Source organism: Halorhodospira halochloris (assembly GCF_002356555.2).
Lineage (GTDB): Bacteria > Pseudomonadota > Gammaproteobacteria > Nitrococcales > Halorhodospiraceae > Halorhodospira > Halorhodospira halochloris.
In genome coordinates this window covers 2,731,820-2,753,197 of record NZ_AP017372.2, presented here as the reverse complement: position 1 = coordinate 2,753,197, position 21,378 = coordinate 2,731,820, and the positions used below count along the sequence as shown (strand labels likewise).

At 52.8% G+C, this 21,378-nt stretch carries 21 protein-coding genes; 10 read left to right on the top strand and 11 right to left on the bottom strand.

Annotated features, from left to right (window positions below; translation table 11 throughout):
- The first annotated feature begins 30 nt into the window (after positions 1-30).
- The 8 genes from HH1059_RS12610 (at position 31) to HH1059_RS12575 (ending at position 8,187) form a co-directional block, all read left to right on the top strand.
- Positions 31-642: a hypothetical protein gene (locus HH1059_RS12610; protein WP_162549555.1), complete on the top strand. Its 612-nt coding sequence runs from the start codon at positions 31-33 to the stop codon at positions 640-642.
- Positions 643-678: 36 nt separating this feature from the next.
- On the top strand, positions 679-1,329 hold the full coding sequence (locus tag HH1059_RS12605) for a hypothetical protein (protein WP_162549554.1): 651 nt from the start codon (positions 679-681) through the stop codon (positions 1,327-1,329).
- 127 nt (positions 1,330-1,456) lie between these two features.
- Positions 1,457-2,536 (top strand): hypothetical protein, encoded by a 1,080-nt coding sequence (locus HH1059_RS12600; RefSeq protein WP_096406654.1) that lies wholly within the window; start codon positions 1,457-1,459, stop codon positions 2,534-2,536.
- The gene (locus tag HH1059_RS12595) at positions 2,529-4,019 is read left to right on the top strand and encodes a hypothetical protein (protein WP_096406651.1); all 1,491 of its coding nucleotides are present in this window, start codon (positions 2,529-2,531) and stop codon (positions 4,017-4,019) included. The genes HH1059_RS12600 and HH1059_RS12595 overlap by 8 nt, the downstream gene beginning before the upstream one ends.
- A 10-nt stretch (positions 4,020-4,029) precedes the next feature.
- Positions 4,030-4,746: an ATP-binding cassette domain-containing protein gene (locus HH1059_RS12590; RefSeq protein WP_096406648.1), complete on the top strand. Its 717-nt coding sequence runs from the start codon at positions 4,030-4,032 to the stop codon at positions 4,744-4,746.
- Between the two features lie 13 nt (positions 4,747-4,759).
- Positions 4,760-5,251 carry a hypothetical protein gene (locus HH1059_RS12585; RefSeq protein ID WP_096406645.1) on the top strand — a complete coding sequence of 164 codons (492 nt, stop codon included), beginning with the start codon at positions 4,760-4,762 and terminating at the stop codon, positions 5,249-5,251.
- Positions 5,238-5,972, top strand: a complete 735-nt coding sequence (locus HH1059_RS12580; protein ID WP_096406643.1) for a hypothetical protein — start codon at positions 5,238-5,240, stop codon at positions 5,970-5,972. Before HH1059_RS12585 ends, HH1059_RS12580 begins: the two co-directional genes overlap by 14 nt.
- Entirely contained in the window at positions 5,965-8,187 is a 2,223-nt protein-coding gene (locus HH1059_RS12575; protein WP_096406640.1) for an SUMF1/EgtB/PvdO family nonheme iron enzyme, read from the top strand. Before HH1059_RS12580 ends, HH1059_RS12575 begins: the two co-directional genes overlap by 8 nt.
- A gap of 164 nt (positions 8,188-8,351) precedes the next feature.
- Here HH1059_RS12575 and gspE read toward each other — a convergent pair whose 3' ends face one another.
- From gspE to gspD, 8 genes are read right to left on the bottom strand one after another with little or no spacing between them, the layout of a single operon-like run.
- Positions 8,352-9,833, bottom strand: a complete 1,482-nt coding sequence (gene gspE / locus HH1059_RS12570) for a type II secretion system ATPase GspE (RefSeq protein ID WP_096406638.1) — start codon at positions 9,831-9,833, stop codon at positions 8,352-8,354.
- Entirely contained in the window at positions 9,833-10,906 is a 1,074-nt protein-coding gene (gspC, locus tag HH1059_RS12565) for a type II secretion system protein GspC (RefSeq protein ID WP_096406635.1), read from the bottom strand. Before gspC ends, gspE begins: the two co-directional genes overlap by 1 nt.
- Entirely contained in the window at positions 10,890-11,663 is a 774-nt protein-coding gene (gene gspJ / locus HH1059_RS12560) for a type II secretion system minor pseudopilin GspJ (RefSeq protein ID WP_162549553.1), read from the bottom strand. Before gspJ ends, gspC begins: the two co-directional genes overlap by 17 nt.
- Complete coding sequence (gspI, locus tag HH1059_RS12555; protein WP_096406630.1) at positions 11,656-12,075, bottom strand: type II secretion system minor pseudopilin GspI; 420 nt, start codon at positions 12,073-12,075, stop codon at positions 11,656-11,658. The genes gspJ and gspI overlap by 8 nt, the downstream gene beginning before the upstream one ends.
- Positions 12,075-12,623, bottom strand: a complete 549-nt coding sequence (gspH, locus tag HH1059_RS12550) for a type II secretion system minor pseudopilin GspH (RefSeq protein WP_096406627.1) — start codon at positions 12,621-12,623, stop codon at positions 12,075-12,077. Before gspH ends, gspI begins: the two co-directional genes overlap by 1 nt.
- Positions 12,592-13,017 carry a type II secretion system major pseudopilin GspG gene (gene gspG / locus HH1059_RS12545; protein ID WP_096406625.1) on the bottom strand — a complete coding sequence of 142 codons (426 nt, stop codon included), beginning with the start codon at positions 13,015-13,017 and terminating at the stop codon, positions 12,592-12,594. The genes gspH and gspG overlap by 32 nt, the downstream gene beginning before the upstream one ends.
- 19 nt (positions 13,018-13,036) lie before the next feature.
- Positions 13,037-14,266, bottom strand: coding sequence for a type II secretion system inner membrane protein GspF (gene gspF, locus HH1059_RS12540; protein WP_096406622.1), 1,230 nt, complete (start codon positions 14,264-14,266; stop codon positions 13,037-13,039).
- 21 nt (positions 14,267-14,287) lie between these two features.
- Positions 14,288-16,144: a type II secretion system secretin GspD gene (gspD, locus tag HH1059_RS12535; RefSeq protein ID WP_231901960.1), complete on the bottom strand. Its 1,857-nt coding sequence runs from the start codon at positions 16,142-16,144 to the stop codon at positions 14,288-14,290.
- 183 nt (positions 16,145-16,327) lie between these two features.
- Between gspD and HH1059_RS12530 the strand changes: the two genes are divergently transcribed.
- Positions 16,328-17,080 (top strand): outer membrane protein assembly factor BamD, encoded by a 753-nt coding sequence (locus tag HH1059_RS12530; RefSeq protein ID WP_162549552.1) that lies wholly within the window; start codon positions 16,328-16,330, stop codon positions 17,078-17,080.
- On the opposite strand, the gene HH1059_RS12525 is transcribed toward HH1059_RS12530, so the two are convergent.
- Genes HH1059_RS12525 through cysD form a run of 3 tightly spaced genes read right to left on the bottom strand, consistent with a single transcriptional unit; the run spans position 17,073 to position 21,022 of the window.
- Positions 17,073-18,173 carry a glycosyltransferase gene (locus tag HH1059_RS12525; RefSeq protein ID WP_096406614.1) on the bottom strand — a complete coding sequence of 367 codons (1,101 nt, stop codon included), beginning with the start codon at positions 18,171-18,173 and terminating at the stop codon, positions 17,073-17,075. The two genes, HH1059_RS12530 and HH1059_RS12525, sit on opposite strands and share 8 nt — an antisense overlap.
- A gap of 16 nt (positions 18,174-18,189) precedes the next feature.
- Positions 18,190-20,106, bottom strand: a complete 1,917-nt coding sequence (gene cysN / locus HH1059_RS12520) for a sulfate adenylyltransferase subunit CysN (RefSeq protein WP_096406612.1) — start codon at positions 20,104-20,106, stop codon at positions 18,190-18,192.
- A 1-nt stretch (position 20,107) separates the two neighbouring features.
- On the bottom strand, positions 20,108-21,022 hold the full coding sequence (gene cysD, locus HH1059_RS12515) for a sulfate adenylyltransferase subunit CysD (RefSeq protein ID WP_179948765.1): 915 nt from the start codon (positions 21,020-21,022) through the stop codon (positions 20,108-20,110).
- Between the two features lie 109 nt (positions 21,023-21,131).
- Between cysD and HH1059_RS12510 the strand changes: the two genes are divergently transcribed.
- Positions 21,132-21,374: an AbrB family transcriptional regulator gene (locus HH1059_RS12510; protein ID WP_109962901.1), complete on the top strand. Its 243-nt coding sequence runs from the start codon at positions 21,132-21,134 to the stop codon at positions 21,372-21,374.
- Positions 21,375-21,378: the final 4 nt, after the last annotated feature.

The window sequence follows — 21,378 nt, the reverse complement described above, 5'->3', positions numbered from 1 at the left end:
GCCGCTAGCGCCGATGAGGAGCAAACCAAGGTGGTCTTCGCATCTGGCTACGAGGAGTCGATTGGGGAGGGCGCTAGGAGAGGCGACCTTGAGGGAGCGATAATAAGTGAGGTATTAGGGTTTACCTATCCTCTGCTGCGCAACACAAGCTCAATGCTTGCTACAGAGATGCGCGATGAAAATTTCAATTTTGAGGACGGCGTACTCGAATTTGAAGGAGACGAGTATAGGTTATTGCCAGCTAGATTGAATGCCCCTGCGCTTGAGCACTTCACCGAAAGTGAAAGAGCCCACGGCGACGGCTTTCGAAGGGATTTCTTGGACTATAACGATGCCGAAATCGTCGTTTGGACGGATATACCGCCCAGGCCGCTGATGCTATTCAGGCAAAACGTGATTGACGATCTAAGCTTCCTGGTCCGCGCATATTACACCGGTACTGGGGCTACAGCCAGTAGAGAGGCACAAATTCCTCGGGACGTTGTCGATGCCTTCCAGATGGAAGAGATGCGGCTTCTGATTGAGGAGCAGGCCACAAGCGCGGTAAGAGCGGTTCTTGAAGGGGCTAGCCACGCCGGTCGTGGTTCCGGAGGCGGGAATGGCGAGGGAGGCGAGGCAGGCGACGGCGACGATATGTTCTAAGTGGGATTAAAAAATGCACAGGAAAAACAGTCAGATATGCGTATAACAGATTTAATGATGCGAAAAAGGTGTTTGGGGATAGCTGTACTGTTTATGGGCCTCGCGTGGAGTGGCTGCATCGCTGCGGAAAGATCGCTCCTGCTGGTTCCTTCAGAGTTGTTTTCGTTCGAGTACAATGAAGACAATCAGCTCGGTGATGTTGAGGATGACTTATTGCACTTCGGCTCATCCTTTTATGATATCAAGAGCGATGCCGTCGCAGAACACAACAGTAGTGTTGATAGCTCCGATGAAATCATTTCTGTACACGAAATTGTCCCCCCGCACCCGGCTAATAAGGATGAGATAAGTACATTTTATAAGCGCAAAGGCGACGAAGGCGGGGAGTACTTACAAGAGCTTTGTGAACGTGTGGGCGTATCTTCATTGGCGTATAGCCCAATGTCCTTCGGTGACGTTAGTGAGCATGCAGAAAGTGATTTCATTGATGTTCTAGAGATGCAGGCGAATGTCTTTAGCTGTGAAGAAGGTGAGCATTTATCCAAAAAAGTGCGATTAGGTGTGGCCGGGTCAGAATCTGAGGAAGAACTGCTGCGCGAGTGGATCGTGCTTAAATTGAAGAAAGTTTTGCTCGGTTATGAGGATTCGGATTCGGAAGAAAAGTCAGAAGAGCAAGCAGAGCTTTAGGGGTGTTCGTGTTATTAGCTGGTAAATTCTAAAAGAAGGCTTCATAGGCATGGTTGCAGTGCTAAGTCAACCAAAAAATGCGGGAGCTGAGGAAATTGGGTGCCGGATTACATTGGGTGTTTGAGTAGTGAGCTGGCTTAGAGTTTACGCTGAGGTAGCGCGCAATATCTTCTTACGCAGTGACCAGGTGATATTGTTTGCTTTTGTCTGTCTCTTTTTTGGTGGATCAGCGTTTATTCATAGCCACACGGTTGCCTATAACGAACATATAGTTGAGAAGATTAGAGGGTTTTTTCCTGAAAATTACTTTAGAGCTGGTGATGAAATAGATCCCCCTCAGGGGTATTATCACGATCGGGTGATATTTGAGTTTCAAATTGAGGGTCTTTCATACCGACCTAAAGGGAGTGAGCAAAACTATGTGATTCAGCGTACAGGCGTGCGTAGTTACTCACGTGACTACAAGCCCAACGCGTTGCGAGGTGTTGATTCGCGGAACGAAAGAAATGCCACGGTTTATGTCAATGACGTTCTCCATGATCGCCTGCTCGGTGCTGAGAAGGTAACGTTAGCATACGGGGCTAACGAGGTAAAAGTTGATATAAAACCGTTGGATGGCCTCGTCGATGATCATGCTTGGTTGCTTATCAGTAATCATATCGCCGAAGACCTATTTCCCGAGCGCTTGGCTAACGCGCACATAATAAGGCCCCTCCATCAAGATGTGAGTGCTGAGCTAGTAAGTACTTACTCAGAATATGGAATAAGCGTGCGAACATGGCGGGATGATATATCATTTCCGCGGCAGATCGCATTAGTTGTAACAGAGAGTTCGGCAGTGCTGTTTTTCGTGCTTTTCGGGATTATGATCTTTACGGCGTTGATCATCATATCAAGTGACGTTATGCGTGAATTGTCATCCTTGTTGGCTTTATCTGCGCATTATGGCCTTGGAGCATTGAGGACTGCGGTAGGGACAATTGGGATATTGACTGTAGTATTCATAAGCGTACTGCTTGGTAGTTGGCTTTTGTTTAAGGGAGCTACAGGGTTTTGGGGAGAAACCATTGCGCAATGGCACCGTTATGCTGAACCAGATTATGATTACCTATGGATCGTGTTACTGACGTATGCCTCTGTAGCCATGCTTGCACTAGGGTACATGTCGTATAAATTTTACCGTGGGCTTGTTCAATACAATGGTTAACTACGGCTACATAAAGGCTGGTATATCCCTGCTGCGGCTTAATGCATTAACAGTTTTAGGTTTCTCTCTTGCATTATCAGCCGGCCTGATGCTCCTCATGCTGTTGCACACGGGCAGCGGATTTTACGATTACTACCATCAACTGCGTTATGGGGCAATACCAAACAATTTAGCGGTAAGTGATGAGCCTCTAGAAGAAAAAATTCAAAACTTTAAAAGAGAGCACGATAATTATCTTACTGGAAAATTAGCCATCATCGATGATGCAGCAATAAACCTGCCAAGTGGAACTGTACGGGTTGGAGATACAGCGGTTCTGGGCCTGGATTTCGAAATTGCTAAAGACAAGCATTCTCACGTGATAATTAAGAGCAGTAAAGAGCAAGGTGCCGGTGAAGAGTATCGTCTCACTGAGCTGAGGGATACCGGCACTGGTTGGATTATGGCGGTTGATGGTTTTGATGACTACTTTGAGAATTATAATGACCTTTACTTAGTCCTGGGAGATGCTCAAGTTCCTATAGAAATCCATCGCCAGCATGATAGAAAGGCAGAACTGCTGTACTCATCGTGCTCAGATGCAGATGCTGCGCGTGTAAACAAATTTAATCTAGAGATTAGAGATATGGCGCAGGGTATTCTGCCTTCAGATACTATACCCATTGCTCCGAGTGAATCTGGACTCGACTGTCATGAGGACAGAGAGCTTGCCTATTTCGATAATCATCTACGAGATGGAGTTAGTGCTATTCTTGATTTAGGTATTGGCACCGCACGAGATGCGCACTACGCTTTGGCTTCGGAGTCGTTGTATGAGTTCCTCGCAGCTAGGGCTTTGTCCGTCGTAAGAGCTGGATTCGATGGTGCCGAAAAGGATGCATATATTAGCAGTCAGATAAATTTTCCGCTTGATGTGGATTATGGTGAATTAGCTGCAAGTGAAAATTTTCTGATAGTTAATGAAAACACTTTCGAGCGGTTGGTTGGGGATTTAGCAGAAGACATTCAATATGTGGCTTTGATTTATGATTCTGTAGCTCAAGATATCGCTCTAAATGGTGTAAACCTTTACAGTAGAAGCGAAATGGTCGGTGCAGCTGACAGGCATGCACGAGACATAAATACTGGAATATATGCATTAATAGCTTCTGTCGCCGCACTAATGATATTCATGATGTTTGTAGGGCTCAAAAAGTTTTATGATGCATACGGGAAGCAAATCTACTTTTTGAAGCTTAATGGTTTTAGGTGGTGCTTGTTTAGCAGTGCAATTGCGGTTGCCATGCTAGTGAGTTTCGTCGTTTCTGCACTTGGACACGCTGTAGCGCATTATGCATTGAATCATTTGCTGCAGTCCTACTACTTCCCAGAGCTGCCATACCAAACTTTTTCATTGTTATTAGCGGCTTTATATCTGATTGCTTTGCTGATTATATTATCAGTGACGGAGTGGTTTATGTTCCGGCAGCTTGAGAGGTCATAGGGAGTTACCCATGGGTATACTTGCTAATGGTGTTAATGTGTACTTTGGTAAAGGCGGTGATACCCTTTACAAAAAAGACGTAGATTTTCGTCTTGCTCCTTCACAAAGGGTTGTGATTTGTGGTCCCTCTGGGTCTGGAAAGACTGTTTTTATGAAAATGTTGTCATATTTGATGGCGCCTAGTTATGGTGAGGTATCATGGCCGAGCGGACCTGTTAAATCGTGCCATCAGGCTAATAAGCTGAGATCGAACCATATCTCGATGATACACTCAACATTCTTCTTTCTTGAGGGGTTGAGTATAAGAGACAATGTAATGTTGCCAGCTCTCTTTGCCAAAATTAACAAAAAAACTGTTATGAAGCGCTATAATTATGTCCGGGAACTGCTGGATTTCGGGGCAGAGGTTGATAACAACCCTATGGGGTTTTTGACGTTAGGGGAGCTAGAGCGTAAACCTCTAGAGGCGCTTTCAAATGGGCAGAAGGAAATTGTCTCAATAGCTCGATGTATGATGCTAGATGTCGATTACATATTCGCTGATGAGCTATTACGATCTTTTAATTTCGATGCTGAACAGCAAGTTTGGTCAAGAGTGAAAGAGCATATAGAGGGCAGCAGTAAAGCGCTTCTTTTGATTACGCACAAAGAATATCTTAGGCATGATTCTATGATTAATAATTCATACTACCTGAGCGCTAATGAATTGATCCCTGCTGAAGATTAAAGAGATAAAAAATATGAAATCATCAATAAGCCACCTTATTACCAAGACATTCTGCTCTTTGGTGCTAGTATTAGTTACATCAATACCAACAGTAGTACAAGCGAGTGAAGTGGCCTGCGTCTACCTGGAGCCTGAGATCTTAATTGATTCCAGTAGGTTAGAAGAAAGACTAAGGGATGAGCTGAGGTACTATGAGGGTGGTAGCGATGAGCTAAGGATTATCCAAGGCGATGAGAGTAAGTGGGAAGAATTACAGGCCACAGCCGCCTGGCTGGAGGAAAATAACTGCACTGTAGCTCATGTATTGCAGGAGCGTAGGTTCGGTGTTGAGGGAGGGCACACAACGATAGATGTTGAGACCAGTGAAGAGATTGAAGGGGGCAGTATGGTAGGTGCGTTCGACATCGAGGATGATAGTTATCAATCTATCGTAATTGCCATTACTGAGTTGCTTAGGCACCAAGCCGAGCTAGGTGTGATTGAGGGCGATTATGCGCGTTTTTAAGAATAAATTAATGTCTCTATACATAGTTACTGTATCATTAACTTTTATTCTCCTGGCGTCATCCTGTGGCCTTTTCGATAGAGAGCCAGAAGAGGATCCGCTAAAGGAAGAGTTGACGGAGCGTGAATATGCCCGCTTGCAGGATGCACGAGAGTTTGTAGATGCTGTTGATCCACTTCACGATATAGAACTACATGAAGATAGCTCAAAGATACAAGTTGCGGTTTCCGAGCTTGCAGAACCTGTGATATTCAGGATTCCGGTTGCTAGCCTCAGCGAGGTGATGAGTGTTGAATTAAGTGTTGAGCAAGCAGGGCTAGAGCGCATTCTGGCCCCAAGTGCGGATTATTTTTGGAATGATCCCTTAAATGAATTGATTGTCATGATTCGCCCGATAGGCGTTTATATGATTGATTCCCCAGCTAGGTATAGCTTGACTATAAGCGGAAGTGGAAAAGATTATGATGGGGATGGCAATGAGTTCAGAGTGCAGTCGGAATATCGAGATTTTGAATTCTACTGGCAACCAATGCAAAAAAATGATGAGACTGATGTGTTGACTTATAAGTATTCTGCAGATCCCGTTAGTGAGCAGATCGACTTGCTGCTGGATAGTGACTTAGAAAGACTTAGGCATGAGCTGTCAACCACGAATCTAGATCGATATCCAGAGGAGTATAGAGAAAAGCTGGAGAAGATCAGAGATGAGATCTATGAGTAAGGGTATAAAATCGGAAACTACGCTGGATTATTTTAGGGTGACGCAACCTGGTTATCCAGACAGCTTGTATGCTATCAATAATGCGTTTTATGGGATTATGAGGCGGCTTAAGCAATTCATTCCTCGTCAGCGACATAACAAGCGACGTCAAATTGCTAATCTTAGGAGTCGCCAGTCTTTTCTGCAAATAAGTTTCCTCATCAGCTTTACACTAGTAGCGACGTGTGTATATAGCTCCCAGAATCACTTGGTCGTTGATTTAGAGTATTTAGATGATGCGTCACGCGTTCAAGAGAGATTGACATCGGTAGAAATATTAGATCAGGTTGATTCAATGCAGTTCTTGTCTAAGGGTGAGGCCGAGAAGCTGAAGAGAAGATTAAGCGAAGAACAGCTGGAGGCTGAAGTAGATGCTGGAGTTGATAGCTTGAATGAGCTTGCCAGCCATATTGATTATTTACAAGAATCTTTAGAAGTTGAGCCAGATCAGAAGGTTGATCCTGATGCGTTAGCCCAGCATGTCTTTGCAAGAGAACTACAGCCGCACCATGACTTGTCTATAGAAGTACCGGTGCTGAGTGTTTATAAAGGGGATCGAAAGGCTAGACAAGAACTGCTACAGAGTTTTCGGGAAAAGATTACCTTCGGCATAGTTGAGGAGTACGGAACAACAGATATAGACGCCGTATCGACTTTGGTTGAACACGGTGCGGAATGGGAATACGATGAAACTATACGTGAAGTTACTTTCGGGTCGTTGGGATCTAGGGTAACGGACCGCGATGAGTGTCACGAGTTTAGCGAGGGTGAACTCGGATATCTTTTTTTAGGTGAATTTGAGTTTTTCCCTTTTCGCCAGCCAGATAGGAGTGATGAACAGGCATCTTTGTCCGGTGCTGCTGTTAATGACGGACAACGTACGAAGGATACTGAGGGCAGAACCGGGTCTATTAGGGTAAAAAACTTACTTGAATCATCTGAAGATAGTTTAAGAGAAGAGCTTGAACGCGTGTTTTCAAGCCAATCGGATTGTGTGGAGAAGGTGTTTGAAGCCAAAAACAACTTCGGTGATCTCGATGCCAAATCTGAAAAGATAAATAAGAAGCAACATGATATTGCCGAGTTACTAGAAAAAATAAATCAGCAGATGGAGTCTGCACAACAAAGAGGTAGAGAGTTGGCTGAGGCCTTTCCGGACTGCAACAATCTAAGCTGTATGGCAAGACACCTGTCAGATAAACAACAACAGTTAGCGAGTGAAGGCGTAAAAAATAGAATGGTTTTCAAAAGGGAGTTGGAAACCATGGATGTAGCCGATGTTATGTTGATAAATTTTACTACGAGGCACATTCTGGGGGAGATAGAGTCGCTGGCTGTTGAAACGGGAGGGACTATAGATAGAACCCTTGGTCAAACCGGCCTAGAGCAAGATGTTCGGGTTGATCAGCTACATACAGTTTATGACCAAGTGAAAATCATACCTTATAGTGACGGTCAAAATCTCGGCGTAGTCGCTGCATTCGATTTTGTGGTTGAACCCGAAGATGTTTGTGGCCAACTGAAGTTGGGCGGAGAAGTCTATGAATTTACAGTTGGAGGAGAAAATCACCAAATAGAGACGGTGAGGGTGCGTGGAAGTACCCATTACGAGGGAGCTGAGGACAACATAGAATTGATGACTCATGAGGTTAGTTGGGATCTTTTTGAAGCATTTGCCAACGATCAGCATGTAGAAATGGATAACTACTTAGATGAGAATTGTTTAGAGAGGTTAAGTGAGTCCGAGAAAGGTGGCAAATATCCTATACGTTGTGTGAGATGGGAGGGAGCACTGGAGTTTTCCGAGTGGATGACTCAGCAAACAGGTGTCGAACTTGATACTATTGACTGCTCAGTAATGCAATATGTCTCCACTTGTGGTGGACAACAAGAATATGTTTGGGGGAATAACCCTGAATGCGGAGAAGATTGCGTGGAAAATCTCCATGGCGGTGTACGTAAAGTAACCGAATCTCCAGAGGCATCAATCGGTGCGGCAAACTTGGGAGGAAATGTCAGCGAATTGTGCAGGGCTCCAGATTTGCGCTTTCCTCACGTCGGCATCGTAGGTCCCAGTTATTCCACCGGGCCACAGCCGGGTGAAGAGAAACACTCCTATAGGGGTGGAGGGAGCCCGGACGTAGGTTTTCGGTTGGGGCGAGTGCTTCCACGATAGGCTGGATTCTACTCGAGCCTCTAAACCACCCACCTAGCCATTTTGCTGCCCCGGAGTGGAGGACGCCGTAAATCCATCTCTGGAGGCTACTCAGCGCCATCCTTGGCGCCAAAGCCTCCACGCCGGGCAGCCAATAGGCTCAAGGGAAGTTTTGGAGGGCACTCCTATTCGGCTTGAGTGACTCGCAAAACCTCGGCTAGGGTGGTATCCCCCTGCAACACCCGCCGAGCGCCATCTTGGCTCATCGACGGGGCGCTTTCGCGGGCGTACCTCTCCAACTCGTGCTCGCCGGTACCATCGTGGATCATTTGCCTGAGGTTGGCATCGATCTCAATGACATCGTAGATCCCGGTCCGGCCACGAAAGCCGAGGTGGTTGCAGGCCTCGCAGCCAACCGCGTCATAAAGAGTTATAGTGGATTGCTCGCCGGTTCCAGAACGCTTCACACCGAGCTTGGCAAGATCGGCCTCGCTCGCCGTATAAGGCTTCCGGCAGTGAGGGCAGAGCAGCCGGACTAAGCGCTGCGCCATTACCCCGATCAGGCTAGAGGCGAGTAAGAACGGCTCAATGCCCATGTCGCGTAAGCGGGTTACGGCGCCGATTGCGGTGTTGGTATGCAGCGTCGAGAGGACTAGGTGTCCGGTCAAAGAGGCCTGGATACCGATCTCCATGGTCTCGGCGTCGCGGATCTCGCCGACCATAACGACATCGGGGTCCTGGCGCAGGATGGCGCGCAGCCCGCGGGCAAAGGTCATATCGATCTTGGTATTGATCTGGGTCTGGTTGACGCCATCGATGTAGTATTCAATCGGGTCCTCCACCGTCATGATGTTGCGCTGGCGATCATTGATTGCTGCCAATGCGGCATACAGGGTAGTGGTCTTACCCGAACCGGTAGGGCCGGTGACCAGTAAGATACCGTGCGGGCGGTGGATGATGCGCTGTAAGCGAGCTAGTGTATCGCTGTCCATGCCGAGATGGGTGAGATCCAACCTGCCGGCCTGTTTATCGAGTAGGCGCAGAACCACCCTCTCGCCTTGACCCACCGGTAGAGTCGAGACGCGCACGTCGACCGGCCGACCGGCGATGCGCAGCGAAATCCGCCCATCCTGGGGCAGGCGTTTTTCGGCAATATCGAGCCTGGCCATGACCTTGACCCGCGATATCAGTAGCGGGGCTAGCCCCGGCGGCGGTTCCAGCACTTCGCGCAGCACCCCATCGACCCGGAAGCGGACCACTAGGCGGCTTTCGAAGGTCTCGATATGGATATCCGAAGCCTCCTCCTTGATTGCCTCGGTCAGCAGGGCGTTGATCAGACGGATAACCGGGGCGTCGTCCTCGGTCTCCATAAGATCTTGCGGCTCGGCGAGTTCACTGGCGACCCGCTGTAGGTCCATGTCTTCACCGATGCCCTCCATGGCCTGAGCCGCTTCGCCGGAAGAGCGCTCGTAGACCTCGCGCAGTAGTGACTCGAAGCGCTCGTTATCGACGCGCTCCAGGGTCAGGGGGCGCTGTAAGCGGCGGCGCAATTCAGCAATAGCGCTAGGCTTTACCCCACCGCGATAAGCCACCCGCACCTGCTCCTCGCCAGCCTCCAAAGGGAGTAGGCCGTTACGGCGGGCAAAGGCGAACGGGATCTCTTCCATCAGTCGATCCTTAAGGTCAGATCTTGTTCAGTGCCGTTGCGCTCGATTCGCAAACGCACTTGTGAGGTGTTTTCCAGCTCTTCGGCCATCTGCTGCATCTCGTGGTGATTGGCTGCGGATACCCCGTTAACCTCAAGGATTAGGTCATTCGAACGCAAACCGGCGCGTTCGAAATAGGCCTCAGCACGTTCGTTGCGCGGACTAATGCGAAAGCCGCGGATCGAACCGCCGCTGAGTACCGGGCGGATTTGTATCAGGTCGGCTATCTTGCTTGGATTATCACGTAACTCGTTGCGCAGAGACTCGACTTCGCCTCGCTCGAAAGTTGCGGTGACGTGATCCGTGTCGGTAGCTGATTCGTCTGCTCTGTCGTCGGCTGTAGCGCCATTATCTGGTGGCGAGTAATCGGACAGATCGTCGTAATCAATATGTTCACTGGTCGTGCGGCCGCCTTCCCCACGTTCAACGAAGGAGGACTCCAAATCTGCGCTACTCATTGCAGGGGCGGCGTGCTCTTCGATTTCTAGAGTCTCGCGGTCAAGGCGAAGCATCTCAAAGTTACCGTCACGCGAGAGAATGACCCGGTCGTGCTGAACCCGCTCTAGGACAGCATCTCCAGGTAGTTCAGCACCGGCGATAAAGACCTTTTGGCCGTCACCAGCATCAATTATTGCTGCGCCCTGGCCTTCACCTCCACTGGCCAGGATGCCTTTCAAGGATAGGTCAAGGCGGGTCTCCGGGGCATCGGTGGGGATTTCTCGGCGCTGTTCCTCTCTTTGCTCAGGGGGGCGGCCGAAGAGATAGTAATCGGCTATTGCGCTCAGTGACCTTTGGTCGATCTGGCCGTTTTGCTGTTCTCGGGCGGCGGTTGCGGAGGCTGCAGAGGAGGCTGGTATACCCTCACTAGGGGCGTCTTGAACCATGGGCTCAATGAACTGCCAAGTGGTTTGAGCAGCGCTGTTGGCGATGAGTATGATGGCAATAAAAAGGAGCATGGCGCCCAGCCGGCGAGCCCAAGGCCCGCCTTTTTCTGGTGTTGCCAGGTTTTTTAGCTGCTCAATCCGCGTCTGCATCTGTCTCTGCCTCTTGTGCGGATGCCCTAACCGGGAAGAGGCGGCTTATCTCTTCGCCGGTGCCGAGCTCTAAAGTAACCTCAACGGCCACCAGTTCACCTATTTCGCCTAGGGCCTCGTCGGGAGGCCAACGCTGTAACTGCTCGATTTCAGTACCATTGGTATTGCCGCTGGCTCGTGCATCGCCCCCTGCTGCCCGATGGTAAAAGGTATAGAAGATTTCAGCTATGTGAGCGCGGCTCTCCTCGTCGCTTGATCCGGCAATGCGTGCCCGTGACTGTGGTTCAGGGCCGCCACCATCGAGTATATTCCAATTTAGGCGGTAGAGTATGCCATCATCCAATTCATAACCAATCCTGCGCAAATCACTGCGTTGGGTGCCGATCCGCCCACTAGTGTTAATTAGTTCAAGCCGTGGCTCGGCATCAAGTGGGTCGTAGCCGATAGATGGTCTCGAGTCTCCCCAGTCATCATACCAGTCGCGCTGTAAGTGTTGCGTGAAGTCGCGTCTCATTACTCCGAAGGCAAGCTGTAGTTCGCCGAGGCGTTGCCCTTCAGCCTGGACCCGATTGCGGGTCTCGAGTACGGTTTGCAAGCCGCCGTAGGCCATGGCCGATACTAGGGCGAAGATTGCAACAGCTACTAATAGCTCAAGCAGGGTGAATCCCCCATGGCGCCCAGGTGTTCCCTTAGCACCTGCATACAGCATGTTTGGCCGTGCAACTCTCGCTGTGGGGTCCGGTTGCAGGTTATTCATCGCCATCCTCCTCCTGCAGCTGGCGGGGGACTTGATACCAGAGACTACGCACAGCTACCGGCTGCTCGGTATCTCCCTCGCGAAAGACTTCGATTTCAATCTCCAGTAACCCGGGCAAATCGAGATTAACCGGCAATGGCGGGGCGGCTTGCGCTGCATTTAACTCCCAGTCCCACTCCATCCCCGCCATCTGTGTTGCCCCACTCCTCTGGGTAGGGCCGTCCAAGGGGTCGATACCAGACTGGATGCGGGCCAGTTGATTCTCAGCTACCCAGCCAGCATAGGCGCGTTCGCGCAATTCAACCGTGTTGCTGCCGGCCTGACTGCCGACACGGATGGCAGCGGCGAGGGCAGTGGCAAGTACTGCAACGGCTACCAAGACCTCCATCAGGGTAAAGCCGCGCTGGCGCATCAGTTAATCCGCTCCAGGCTTATTGTGCCGTCCATCTCGCCACTGATGCGCACCCCGCGATCACGCTCGCGAGTATCGGAAATGGTCAGCTCGAATTGCGTGATCTCGCCGCTGCCCTCGAGAAAGACATTCGGGTCGGGGTGCTCGGGGTCGGTCTCGAGGCGGACTCGGCGGCCTTCTACGCTAAGTTCAAGCTCGAGATCTTGATCGATCAGAGAGCGCGAACGCAGTTGGCCGTCAGCAGTAATATCACGCCATTCCAGAGTCTGCTCGTTGACTAGCTGCTGGCGTTGAAAGTGGTAGCCGTGGCGGGTAAAGGCTACGCCAACCTCGCTGGCACCAAGCATTACCTCCTCGCGGGCTAAGTGGATTAAGGCGCTTAGCCGCTCCGCCTCCTGGCGAATCTCCCGCTCGCGGCCGCCGTCGCCGGTTGATAGCACCACCAAGCCGGTCAGCACAGCCATAATCGCTATTACCGCGAGCAGTTCGATTAAGGTAAAGCCGGCGTTTGCCGGTTTAGTCGATCTCCCAGTTGCCGATCTCGGCATCTACCCCCTCACCTCCGGGTTCGCCATCGGCGCCTAGGCTATAGATGTCGATATCGCCATGTTCGCCGGGGTTCAAGTATTGATATTCGTTGCCCCACGGGTCGGTTGGGACCCGGTCAAGGTAGCCTTGCCAGTTGCGCGGTTCGGGGCTGCCGGTAGGCTCTTCAACTAAGGCTTCTAGGCCTTGGTCAGTGCTGGGGTAGTGGTTGTTGTCCAGCCGATAGAGATTGAGCGCTGATTCTATAGAGCGAATGTCCTGTTTAGCGGCCTCTACTCGGGCGCTGTCGGGCCGATCCATGATGCGCGGCACGACAATCCCTGCCAATATCCCGAGGATTACGACCACTACCATTATCTCAATCAGGGTAAAACCGCTGTGTGATCTTCTAGACATGGCGCTTACTGTTCTCGCTTCATTGGACAAGTTGGTTGATCTCAAATATAGGCAAAAGTATTGCCATGACAATAGTCAATACTACTGCTCCCATAATCAGGATAAGTGCCGGCTCAAATAGTCCCACTAATACGCTCGTAGTGGTTTCCATCTCCTGTTCCTGGCTCTCGGCGGCACGGCCAAGCATCTCGGTCAAGTTACCTCCGGATTCGCCGCTGGCTATCAGATGTACTGTCATCGGTGGGAAGTAGCCGCTGCTCTCCAAGGATTTTGCCAGTGAGCCGCCCTCCCTTACTTGGCGCGCAGCATCTTCGATTGCCTCGCGCATGGCGACATTGCCGACTACCTGGCTGGAGATGCGCAGCGCTTCGAGAATAGGGACACCTGATGCGCTCACTATAGCTAACGTCCGAGCGAATCGGGCGGTATTGGTGCCGCGCACTAAACGGTTGAGCAACGGGGTGCGCAGTAAGAGTAGGTCGTAGGTGCGCCGCGGCCCCGGGCGCCGCAGCAGCTGGCTGCCAACGAGAATGGCCCCGCCGGTGGCTAGGCCGGCGTACGGCCCATAGTCTTGAACCGCCTCGCTAAGAGCGATCAATCCTATGGTCAGGGGAGGGAGCTCCTGGCCGATGTTGTCGAAGACCTGCACTACCTCTGGGACTATATAGCCGAGCAGTGCGATTGTGACCAGGACGGCCATTACGGTCAGCAGGAGCGGGTAGAAAAGGGCTAGCTGGACCTTTTGGCGCATCTGTTGGCGCTTTTCCGCGTATTCTGCGAGCCTCTCAAGGACGACGTCGAGGTAGCCCGATTGCTCGCCTGCCGCTACCGAGGTGCGATAGACGTCGGGAAAAATGTGCGGGAAATCGGCTAATGCGCTGGATAACCCGTAGCCCTCGGTTACCTTGGTGCGAACGCTGAGCATGACGCTTTTTAGCCGCTTGCGTTCGGTCTGCCGTGAAACGGTGAGCAGCACCTCCTCCAACGGTAGGCCAGAGCGCACTAGTGTAGCCATCTGCCGGGTTATGAGGGCGAGATCACCCGCTTTGACTCCGCGGCGTGGCAGGCGCAGGCTAATCCCACCCTCTGCCCCGCTCTGCTGCTCGCGGTCGCCTACCTGCTCTACGGCGAGCGGCACCATAGATTGCTCGCGGAGCTTGGAGCGGATTTGGCGGGCACTATCTCCCTCCAAGACACCGTTGCGGGTGCGGCCGTTGGCGTCTAGGGCTTGGTACTCAAACGCAGGCATCTTAGCTCAGTTCGCTAGCATTTAGAACAGTCCGGCATCGCGCGGCGGCGCACCGAGTTGCGCGCGGCTGTTCTGCGTGCGGTGCGCACTGACCCGGTCCTCGAACGCCGGCGGTAGCTGCATCAGATCGCTGGCGGGCTTGAGCACCGGGATGTCGTCGCCATCAAGAAAACGCAGGCCGCGTTCACGCATTGCTAGTTGGCGATTGCGCAACAAGGTGTATTTTGGGCTTGTGACAGCGCGAGCATCGTTGCGGTTCTCTACTATGCGGGGGCGCAAAAAGACCATCAGGTTTTGCTTCTCCGCCTGAGAGCGTTCGTAGCGGAACAGCCTGCCCAGAAAAGGTATGCTGCCAAGGCCAGGGACTTGCTGGCTTTGAGTCTGGGCTTGCTCATCGATCAGGCCACCAAGGACGATGATTTGACCATCATCCACCATAGCGGTGGTTTTTATCGAACGCATGCTGGTGACCAGATCCTCGGCCCCCTCTGGACGGCCCGCAACCGAGGAGACCTCTTTCTCCAGCTCAAGCTTGAGGGCGTCGCCTTCGTTAATTTGTGGTCGGACACGCAGTTGAACGCCGACGTCCTGGCGCTGGATTGAGGAGAAGGCTTGGCCCGATTGTTCGATTGCCCGGCCGGTAACGAAGGGCACATTCTGGCCAACAACAATCTGGGCTTCTTCGTTGTCCATGGTTAGGATCGATGGGGTTGAGAGGATGTTGGTATCAGCCTCGCTGGCCAAGGCGCGCAGCAGGATGCCCAGCTCCCCTTTTCGGTCGGTGATACCGGTAGTTAGGCCATCCAGGTCGGGTACGCGATTGGCACTAGCCGCTGCCGCGATGTTGGTGACAGAACCAGAGCCGGCTGCGCCGAAGTTTATCAGGCCTACGGAACTGCTGCCCAAGGCACCCCACTGGATGCCAAGTTGCTGGGCTCGCTCGGCCGAGACCTCGGCAATTATCGCCTCGACCAGTACTTGCGCACGGCGCACGTCAAGCCGGTTGATAACTGAACGCAGCTCCGCTACCGCATCGGGTGCGCCATTTATGATTAATGAGTTGGTGCTTTCGTGGGCATGGATGGTGATCTGCGCGGCACTATCGGTATCGCGCAATAACCCCTCGGAGAGCCCCTCGAGTATGGGCAGGAGGCCTTCGGCGTCGGCGTAGCGCAGATAGTGGACGGCGATGCCATCTTCGTCGCGCAGCTGCTCGTCTAGGCGGGCGATCAAGGCCTTGACATTACTACGCCGGGTGGGGTCGCCAGCGATGAGCACGCTGTTGCTTCTCTCATCAGCGGTAATCAATAGCCTGCGCCCAGCACGCTCTTGCGGTTCAATATCATTGATTAGTGATACTATTTCACTGGCTTTGGCGTGGTCTACGGAGACGACCTCGGTAACGCCGGTAGTGTCACGATCTATGCGCGAGATGAGTTGTTTTATACGGGCAATGTTGCCGGCTGCCTCGGAGACAATCAGGGTGTTGGTCTTGGTGTATGCGGCCAGTTGTGCTTCATCGGAAATCAAAGGGCGCAGTAGCGGGACCATCTCAGCGGCCTCGACGTGCTCAATCTGCAGGACCCGGGTGACGAACTCATAGCCCTGTCCCGGTGTCTGATCATCGGCTACCGGGGAATGGTCACGTTTAGCAAGGTTTTTGGGGATTATCCGTGTTGCCCCATCAACCGGTACTGCTGAAAAGCCGTGAATTTGCAATGCTGATAGGAATACCTGGTACAGTTGTTCTTCGTCAATCGGATTCTGGGAGATTATGGTTATCTCACCTCGTACCCGCGGGTCGACGATAAAATTGCGACCTGTGCGCTCGGCAACCATGGCGATAACCGACTTGATATCGGCGCGTTCAAAGTTCAACGTTACTCCACTCGGACGAGCTTCCCAGTCGGCGGAGCTATTTGCGGTATTGGCCTGGCCAGGTAAGCCCAGCGCGAGCGTAGCTAACAGGAAACATATGGGTAGGACTGCCCGGGCTCGGTATAGCCGATAAACTGGAAAACTTTTAGGCTGGCGCACAGTGTTCACCGAATGAGAGTTGCAATGAAAAACATCATCGACACTCGCCTAGGTTACTCCTTCCTTGCGCTTTTAGCAGTAGTTATTTTCATCAGTGGCTGCGCTTCCCTGGGCGAGCGTGGTGCTCATCAGCAGCAGGCCAGGGAGATCTTTGGCGAGGCGATGGCGGTGATAGATGCCGGGGAGTTGGAGGACGGCCTAGCCCATCTCGTGAAGTTGCGTGAGAATTATCAAAACACCCCGCACGGGCGTCAAGCGGCGCTGGAGAAGGCCTATGTCAGCTATCGTCTGGGTCGTTATGAAGAGTCTATAGAGCTGGTCAGGCAGTACGCCGAGGAACGCCCGGATGCCGCCAGCGAAGATGTAGCCTATGCGCTCTATCTGCGGGCTGCCGCCGCCCACGCCCGGTGGGATGAGGAAGATATCCCGCCGAATACCGATTACGCGCGCCAAGCCTTTGCCTTTTACCGTCAGCTGGTTGAACGATTTCCGGAGGGTGAGCGGGTAGAGGACGCCCTGCGACAGATGAATAGCCTGCGTGCCGACCTAGCTGCCGAAGAGCTACGCAAGGCGCAACTCAAGATGGATGAAGGCGATTTTGTTCAAGCTGCTGAGCGCGCTGCATGGGTGGCCGAGCAGTATCCCGGGCAGCAGGAAGCGGCTGATGCTCTGGCCTTGCAAGCTGAGGCTCTAGAGAATCTAGGCCGCCCGCGTGAGGCTGAAGCAACGCGGCGCATGCTGCAGATCAAGCACCCTGAGCATCCGGCGGCTAACTAGCGGCAGGGGCAAGTTCGCGATAAAGCTTTAGCGTCTGGGTTACTGTCTTCTCCACGGTGAAATCCTCCTTGATCCTCTGCGCCGCAGCTTTGCCCATTTGCTGACGCAACTCGGGGTTGGCGATCAGCTCAGTGAGGGCCACTCGCAGTGCTTCAGTATCCCCGGCCGGGACTACCCGGCCACTCTGTCCGTCAATAACCAGATCCGGGTTGCCGCCAGAATCCGAGACAACCGCAGGAATGCCCTGGGCCATGGCCTCTATGACGGCGCGAGGCAACCCTTCGCGCCGCAGCGAGGGCAGGGTCTTGATGTCAAATGCCCCGGCAATCTTAGGTGCATCAGTGCGATAACCGGTTAGCCGGATTCGCGCGGCAGCACTGCTGCGCCTTACGCTTTGCTCAATGATCTTATCCTCTATAGGGCCAACCAATAAGAGATAAGCGTTGAACTCGGCGGGTATTTGCTCAAAGGCGTTGATCAACTCGATTATGCCTTTGCGCTTTTTCATCCGTGAAACACAGCCAATCACTAGCGCCTCATTGGGCACCTGCAGATCATCGGGTAGTTGCGGCTCAGGCTGCTGATACCATTGCGGCTGGTGGCCCTTGTGGATAGTCACTACTTGCTCAGGCGAGAAGAGGCGCAAGCCTAGAAAAAAGGGTTTGCCGAGGAAATACTGCCTAATTGCCTCGCAAACGCAGACTATCCGCTCAATGCGTGGATCGAGAAAGGATAGCCACGAGAACGGATCCCAGTAGCTGAGATTGCCGATGATGCCCCGGTAAGCGATTACAGGGACTCGCGGCAACCCGACCGCTGCCAAATTGTAATTGGTTAGAGCGATCTTGTAGTAGGCATGGACTATATCGAACTGTCGTGAGCGGCGCAGTTGGCGCAGTATGCGAATAGATTGCAGATCAAGTTTAGAGCGCAAAGGCAGCGGTATGACCTCCAGTCCTGCCTGCTCGAAACGCTTGCGCATAGGGGCATCAGGCCGACAGCAGATGGTCGGTTCGACGCCGTGCTGGGCCATTTCTATTACGCTTTCGCTTTCAGCACGGTCGGTGGTGTCGAATAGGTAGAGAATCTTCATCGGTTAGCTCAAGGCATCATAAGCGAATGACGCCTTTCTCCTTGAGCACCTGAAGGATTTTTTCTACCGATTCATCAACATCGATCGCGCTGGAGTCGATGTGAACCTCGGGCTTTGCGGGAGCCTCGTAGGTTATGTCCACTCCGGGTAGGCCGTGGATCTCACCGGCATCGGCGCGCGAATAGATGTCGTCCGAGTCGCGTTCTCGGCATAGCTCTACGGGGGCATCGACGTGGACCTCAATCATTTCGCCTGGTTCGAGTCGCTCGCGGACCATTTCCCGGTCATCCCGGTAGGGCGAGAGGCTGGCGCAGACGACTATAAGGCCGGCATCAACAAACATGGTTGCCGTCTCGGCGATACGGCGTATGTTCTCGGCACGGGCATCGCGGCTGAATCCAAGGTCGTGGCTTAGGCCATGGCGAATATTGCCGGCATCTATCAAGTAACTGTGATAACCCCGCCGGAACAGGGCTTGCTCCAGGGCGTTGGCAAGGGTCGACTTGCCGGAGCCAGACAAGCCGGTAAGCCAGATGGTGCACGGCCGTTGGCCTTTTTGCCCGGCGCGCTGGGTTTTGGTGAGCAGCGGTTGACGCCGCGGCACATCTTTTTCTGTGCCCGGTGTCTCTGTCGCCTGCCGAGTAGCCATGCCGGCACCGACGGTGTGTAACGAGATGCGGTCGATGATTATGAATGCCCCGGTATCGGCAATCTCATCGTAAGGGTCAAAGGCAACCGGGGCGGAGAGTTGTACTCGGCACAGCCCGATCTCATTCAGTTCCAAGCTGTCAGTGGGGCAGTTCTCCAGGGTGTTGACATCAATCCGGTGGTGGATTTGTTCGATGACTGCGGGGACAGTCGCGGTGGCAAGTTTGATGTCGTATTGCCTACCTGGCAGCAAAGGTTGTTCGGCCATCCATACCACCCGAGCATCAAGGGCATCAGCAACGGTTGCCGGGCGTTTCGGGCTGCTCAGGAGCATGCCGCGTGAGACATCTATCTCATCGGTCAGGGTGATTGTTACCGACTGCGGCGCAAAGGCGTAGTCAAGATCACCATCGTGGGTGACGATGCGCTCTATGTGGCTCTGAGTACCTGCTGGGAGCGCGACAACCGGGTCCCCCGGGCGCGCTATGCCGGCTGCCAAGGTTCCGGCAAAGCCGCGAAATTCGTGGCTGGGGCGTATCACCGTCTGGATGGGCAAACGCAGATCGTCCAAGTTGCGGTCGGCCTTGACCTCAATCGTCTCAAGCAGCTCCATGAATGTCGGGCCGTCGTACCAGTGGAGGTTATTACTGCGCCTGACGACGTTATCGCCCTTGAGCGCTGAAAGGGGGACACAGCGCACGTTGGGTATACCTAAGCGCCTAGCGAAGCTTTCATAGTCGGTGCGGATGGCTTCAAAGGTGGTTTGGTCCCAATCGACCAGATCCATCTTGTTGACCGCCAATAGTACATGGCGGATGCCGAGTAGCGAACAGATGTAGCTGTGACGGCGGGTTTGAACCTGTATTCCGCTGCGGGCATCGACCAAGATTACCGCTAGCTGCGCGGTAGAGGCGCCGGTTGCCATGTTGCGGGTGTACTGCTCATGTCCCGGGGTGTCGGCAATAATGAACTTGCGCCGGTCGGTCGAGAAATAACGGTAAGCCACATCGATGGTGATGCCCTGTTCGCGCTCCGACTGAAGTCCGTCTACCAACAGCGCTAGATCGACCTCATCGCCGGTAGTTCCATAGCGGCTAGAGTCACGCTGCACTGCTGCCAATTGATCTTCGTAGACCAGGGCTGAGTCGTGGAGCAGACGACCGATAAAGGTGCTTTTGCCGTCGTCTACCGATCCGCAAGTGATAAAGCGCAGCAGGTCTTTTTGCTCGTGCTGCTTGAGATAGGTTTCGATATCAGTTTCGATAAGCTCAGAGGCGTGGGACATCTTAGAAGTACCCCTCTTTTTTCTTCTCTTCCATGGATCCCGATGCGTCGTGGTCAATGACCCGACCCTGGCGTTCAGAGGTGCGCGTGAGCAGCATCTCTTGGATTATCTCGGGCAGCGTATCTGCGTCTGAGCGGATGGCGCCGGTTAGCGGGTAGCAGCCTAAGGTGCGGAAACGGACCTTGGTGTTACGGGGTTGTTCTCCCGGCTCAAGGGGCATGCGCTCATCATCAACCATGATCAGTGCACCATCACGTTCTACAACTGGTCGCTCGGCAGCGTAATAGAGGGGGACTATGGGGATATCCTCAAGGTAGATGTATTGCCAGACGTCCAGTTCTGTCCAGTTGGACAGCGGAAAGATGCGCATGCTCTCGCCTTTGTGGACGCGGCCGTTGTAGAGTCGCCACAGCTCCGGGCGTTGGCCTTTGGGGTCCCAGCGGTGGTGGCGATCACGGAAGGAGTAGACTCGCTCTTTGGCACGTGACTTTTCCTCATCGCGCCGCGCACCGCCGAAGGCTGCGTCGAACCGGTACTTTTCCATCGCCTGTTTGAGCGACTGGGTCTTCATGACGTCGGTATGAATGCGCGAGCCGTGGGTAAATGGGGATATCCCTTGTTCTAGGCCTTCCTGGTTGATATGTACGATCAACTCCATTCCCGCTTGCGCAGCCATACGGTCGCGGAAGTCGATCATCTCCTTGAATTTCCAGGTTGTGTCGACATGCATTAAGGGGAAAGGTGGCTTGCCTGGATAGAATGCCTTTAATGCTAGGCGCAGCATTACCGACGAATCTTTGCCGATGGAGTAGAGCATGACTGGGTTTTCGAACTCTGCCGTGACCTCACGGATAATGTGGATGCTCTCCGCCTCGAGTTCTTTAAGGTGGGTAAGGCGCGCCTCGCTGATCTGCATGGGTTATTATCCCTTGATGTCTTTTGGCAATCTGAGGTACCCAATTGTACGAGTTGGGTAACGATACTGCTAGAATTGAGATGTCATAACTATATGAGGGCTTAGAGCTATGGCCCGTAAGATGTTGGCCCGCAAGACGGAGTGGAACGAGGTAAAGCTGCCACCGGAGATCGCAGGCCACTATTCGGATGTTGATTATTTCGAAGTGGTCCTGACCCACAAGGGTCGTCTGCTACTCGCCCCGGTCGCCCCGGAGCAAAAGCAGCAACGGGTAAAAGAGGAGATACGCGAGCTGGGCATAGAGGAAGATGATATTCGTGCGGCAGCCAAAGCCCTGCTCGGCAAAGGCTAGTTGG

Excerpts from the sequence above, each read along its gene's own strand:
- gspF (WP_096406622.1), bottom strand. The coding sequence starts at position 14,266 with ATGCCTGCGTTTGAGTACCAAGCCCTAGACGCCAACGGCCGCACCCGC.
- HH1059_RS12595 (WP_096406651.1), top strand. The coding sequence starts at position 2,529 with ATGGTTAACTACGGCTACATAAAGGCTGGTATATCCCTGCTGCGGCTT.
- HH1059_RS12525 (WP_096406614.1), bottom strand. The coding sequence starts at position 18,173 with ATGAAGATTCTCTACCTATTCGACACCACCGACCGTGCTGAAAGCGAA.
- HH1059_RS12510 (WP_109962901.1), top strand. The coding sequence starts at position 21,132 with ATGGCCCGTAAGATGTTGGCCCGCAAGACGGAGTGGAACGAGGTAAAG.
- gspJ (WP_162549553.1), bottom strand. The coding sequence starts at position 11,663 with ATGAATAACCTGCAACCGGACCCCACAGCGAGAGTTGCACGGCCAAAC.
- gspI (WP_096406630.1), bottom strand. The coding sequence starts at position 12,075 with ATGCGCCAGCGCGGCTTTACCCTGATGGAGGTCTTGGTAGCCGTTGCA.
- gspH (WP_096406627.1), bottom strand. The coding sequence starts at position 12,623 with ATGCCGAGATCGGCAACTGGGAGATCGACTAAACCGGCAAACGCCGGC.
- gspG (WP_096406625.1), bottom strand. The coding sequence starts at position 13,017 with ATGTCTAGAAGATCACACAGCGGTTTTACCCTGATTGAGATAATGGTA.
- HH1059_RS12605 (WP_162549554.1), top strand. The coding sequence starts at position 679 with ATGCGTATAACAGATTTAATGATGCGAAAAAGGTGTTTGGGGATAGCT.
- HH1059_RS12530 (WP_162549552.1), top strand. The coding sequence starts at position 16,328 with ATGAAAAACATCATCGACACTCGCCTAGGTTACTCCTTCCTTGCGCTT.
- cysD (WP_179948765.1), bottom strand. The coding sequence starts at position 21,022 with ATGCAGATCAGCGAGGCGCGCCTTACCCACCTTAAAGAACTCGAGGCG.
- cysN (WP_096406612.1), bottom strand. The coding sequence starts at position 20,106 with ATGTCCCACGCCTCTGAGCTTATCGAAACTGATATCGAAACCTATCTC.
- gspE (WP_096406638.1), bottom strand. The coding sequence starts at position 9,833 with ATGGAAGAGATCCCGTTCGCCTTTGCCCGCCGTAACGGCCTACTCCCT.
- HH1059_RS12580 (WP_096406643.1), top strand. The coding sequence starts at position 5,238 with ATGCGCGTTTTTAAGAATAAATTAATGTCTCTATACATAGTTACTGTA.
- gspC (WP_096406635.1), bottom strand. The coding sequence starts at position 10,906 with ATGCAGACGCGGATTGAGCAGCTAAAAAACCTGGCAACACCAGAAAAA.
- HH1059_RS12575 (WP_096406640.1), top strand. The coding sequence starts at position 5,965 with ATGAGTAAGGGTATAAAATCGGAAACTACGCTGGATTATTTTAGGGTG.
- HH1059_RS12590 (WP_096406648.1), top strand. The coding sequence starts at position 4,030 with ATGGGTATACTTGCTAATGGTGTTAATGTGTACTTTGGTAAAGGCGGT.
- HH1059_RS12585 (WP_096406645.1), top strand. The coding sequence starts at position 4,760 with ATGAAATCATCAATAAGCCACCTTATTACCAAGACATTCTGCTCTTTG.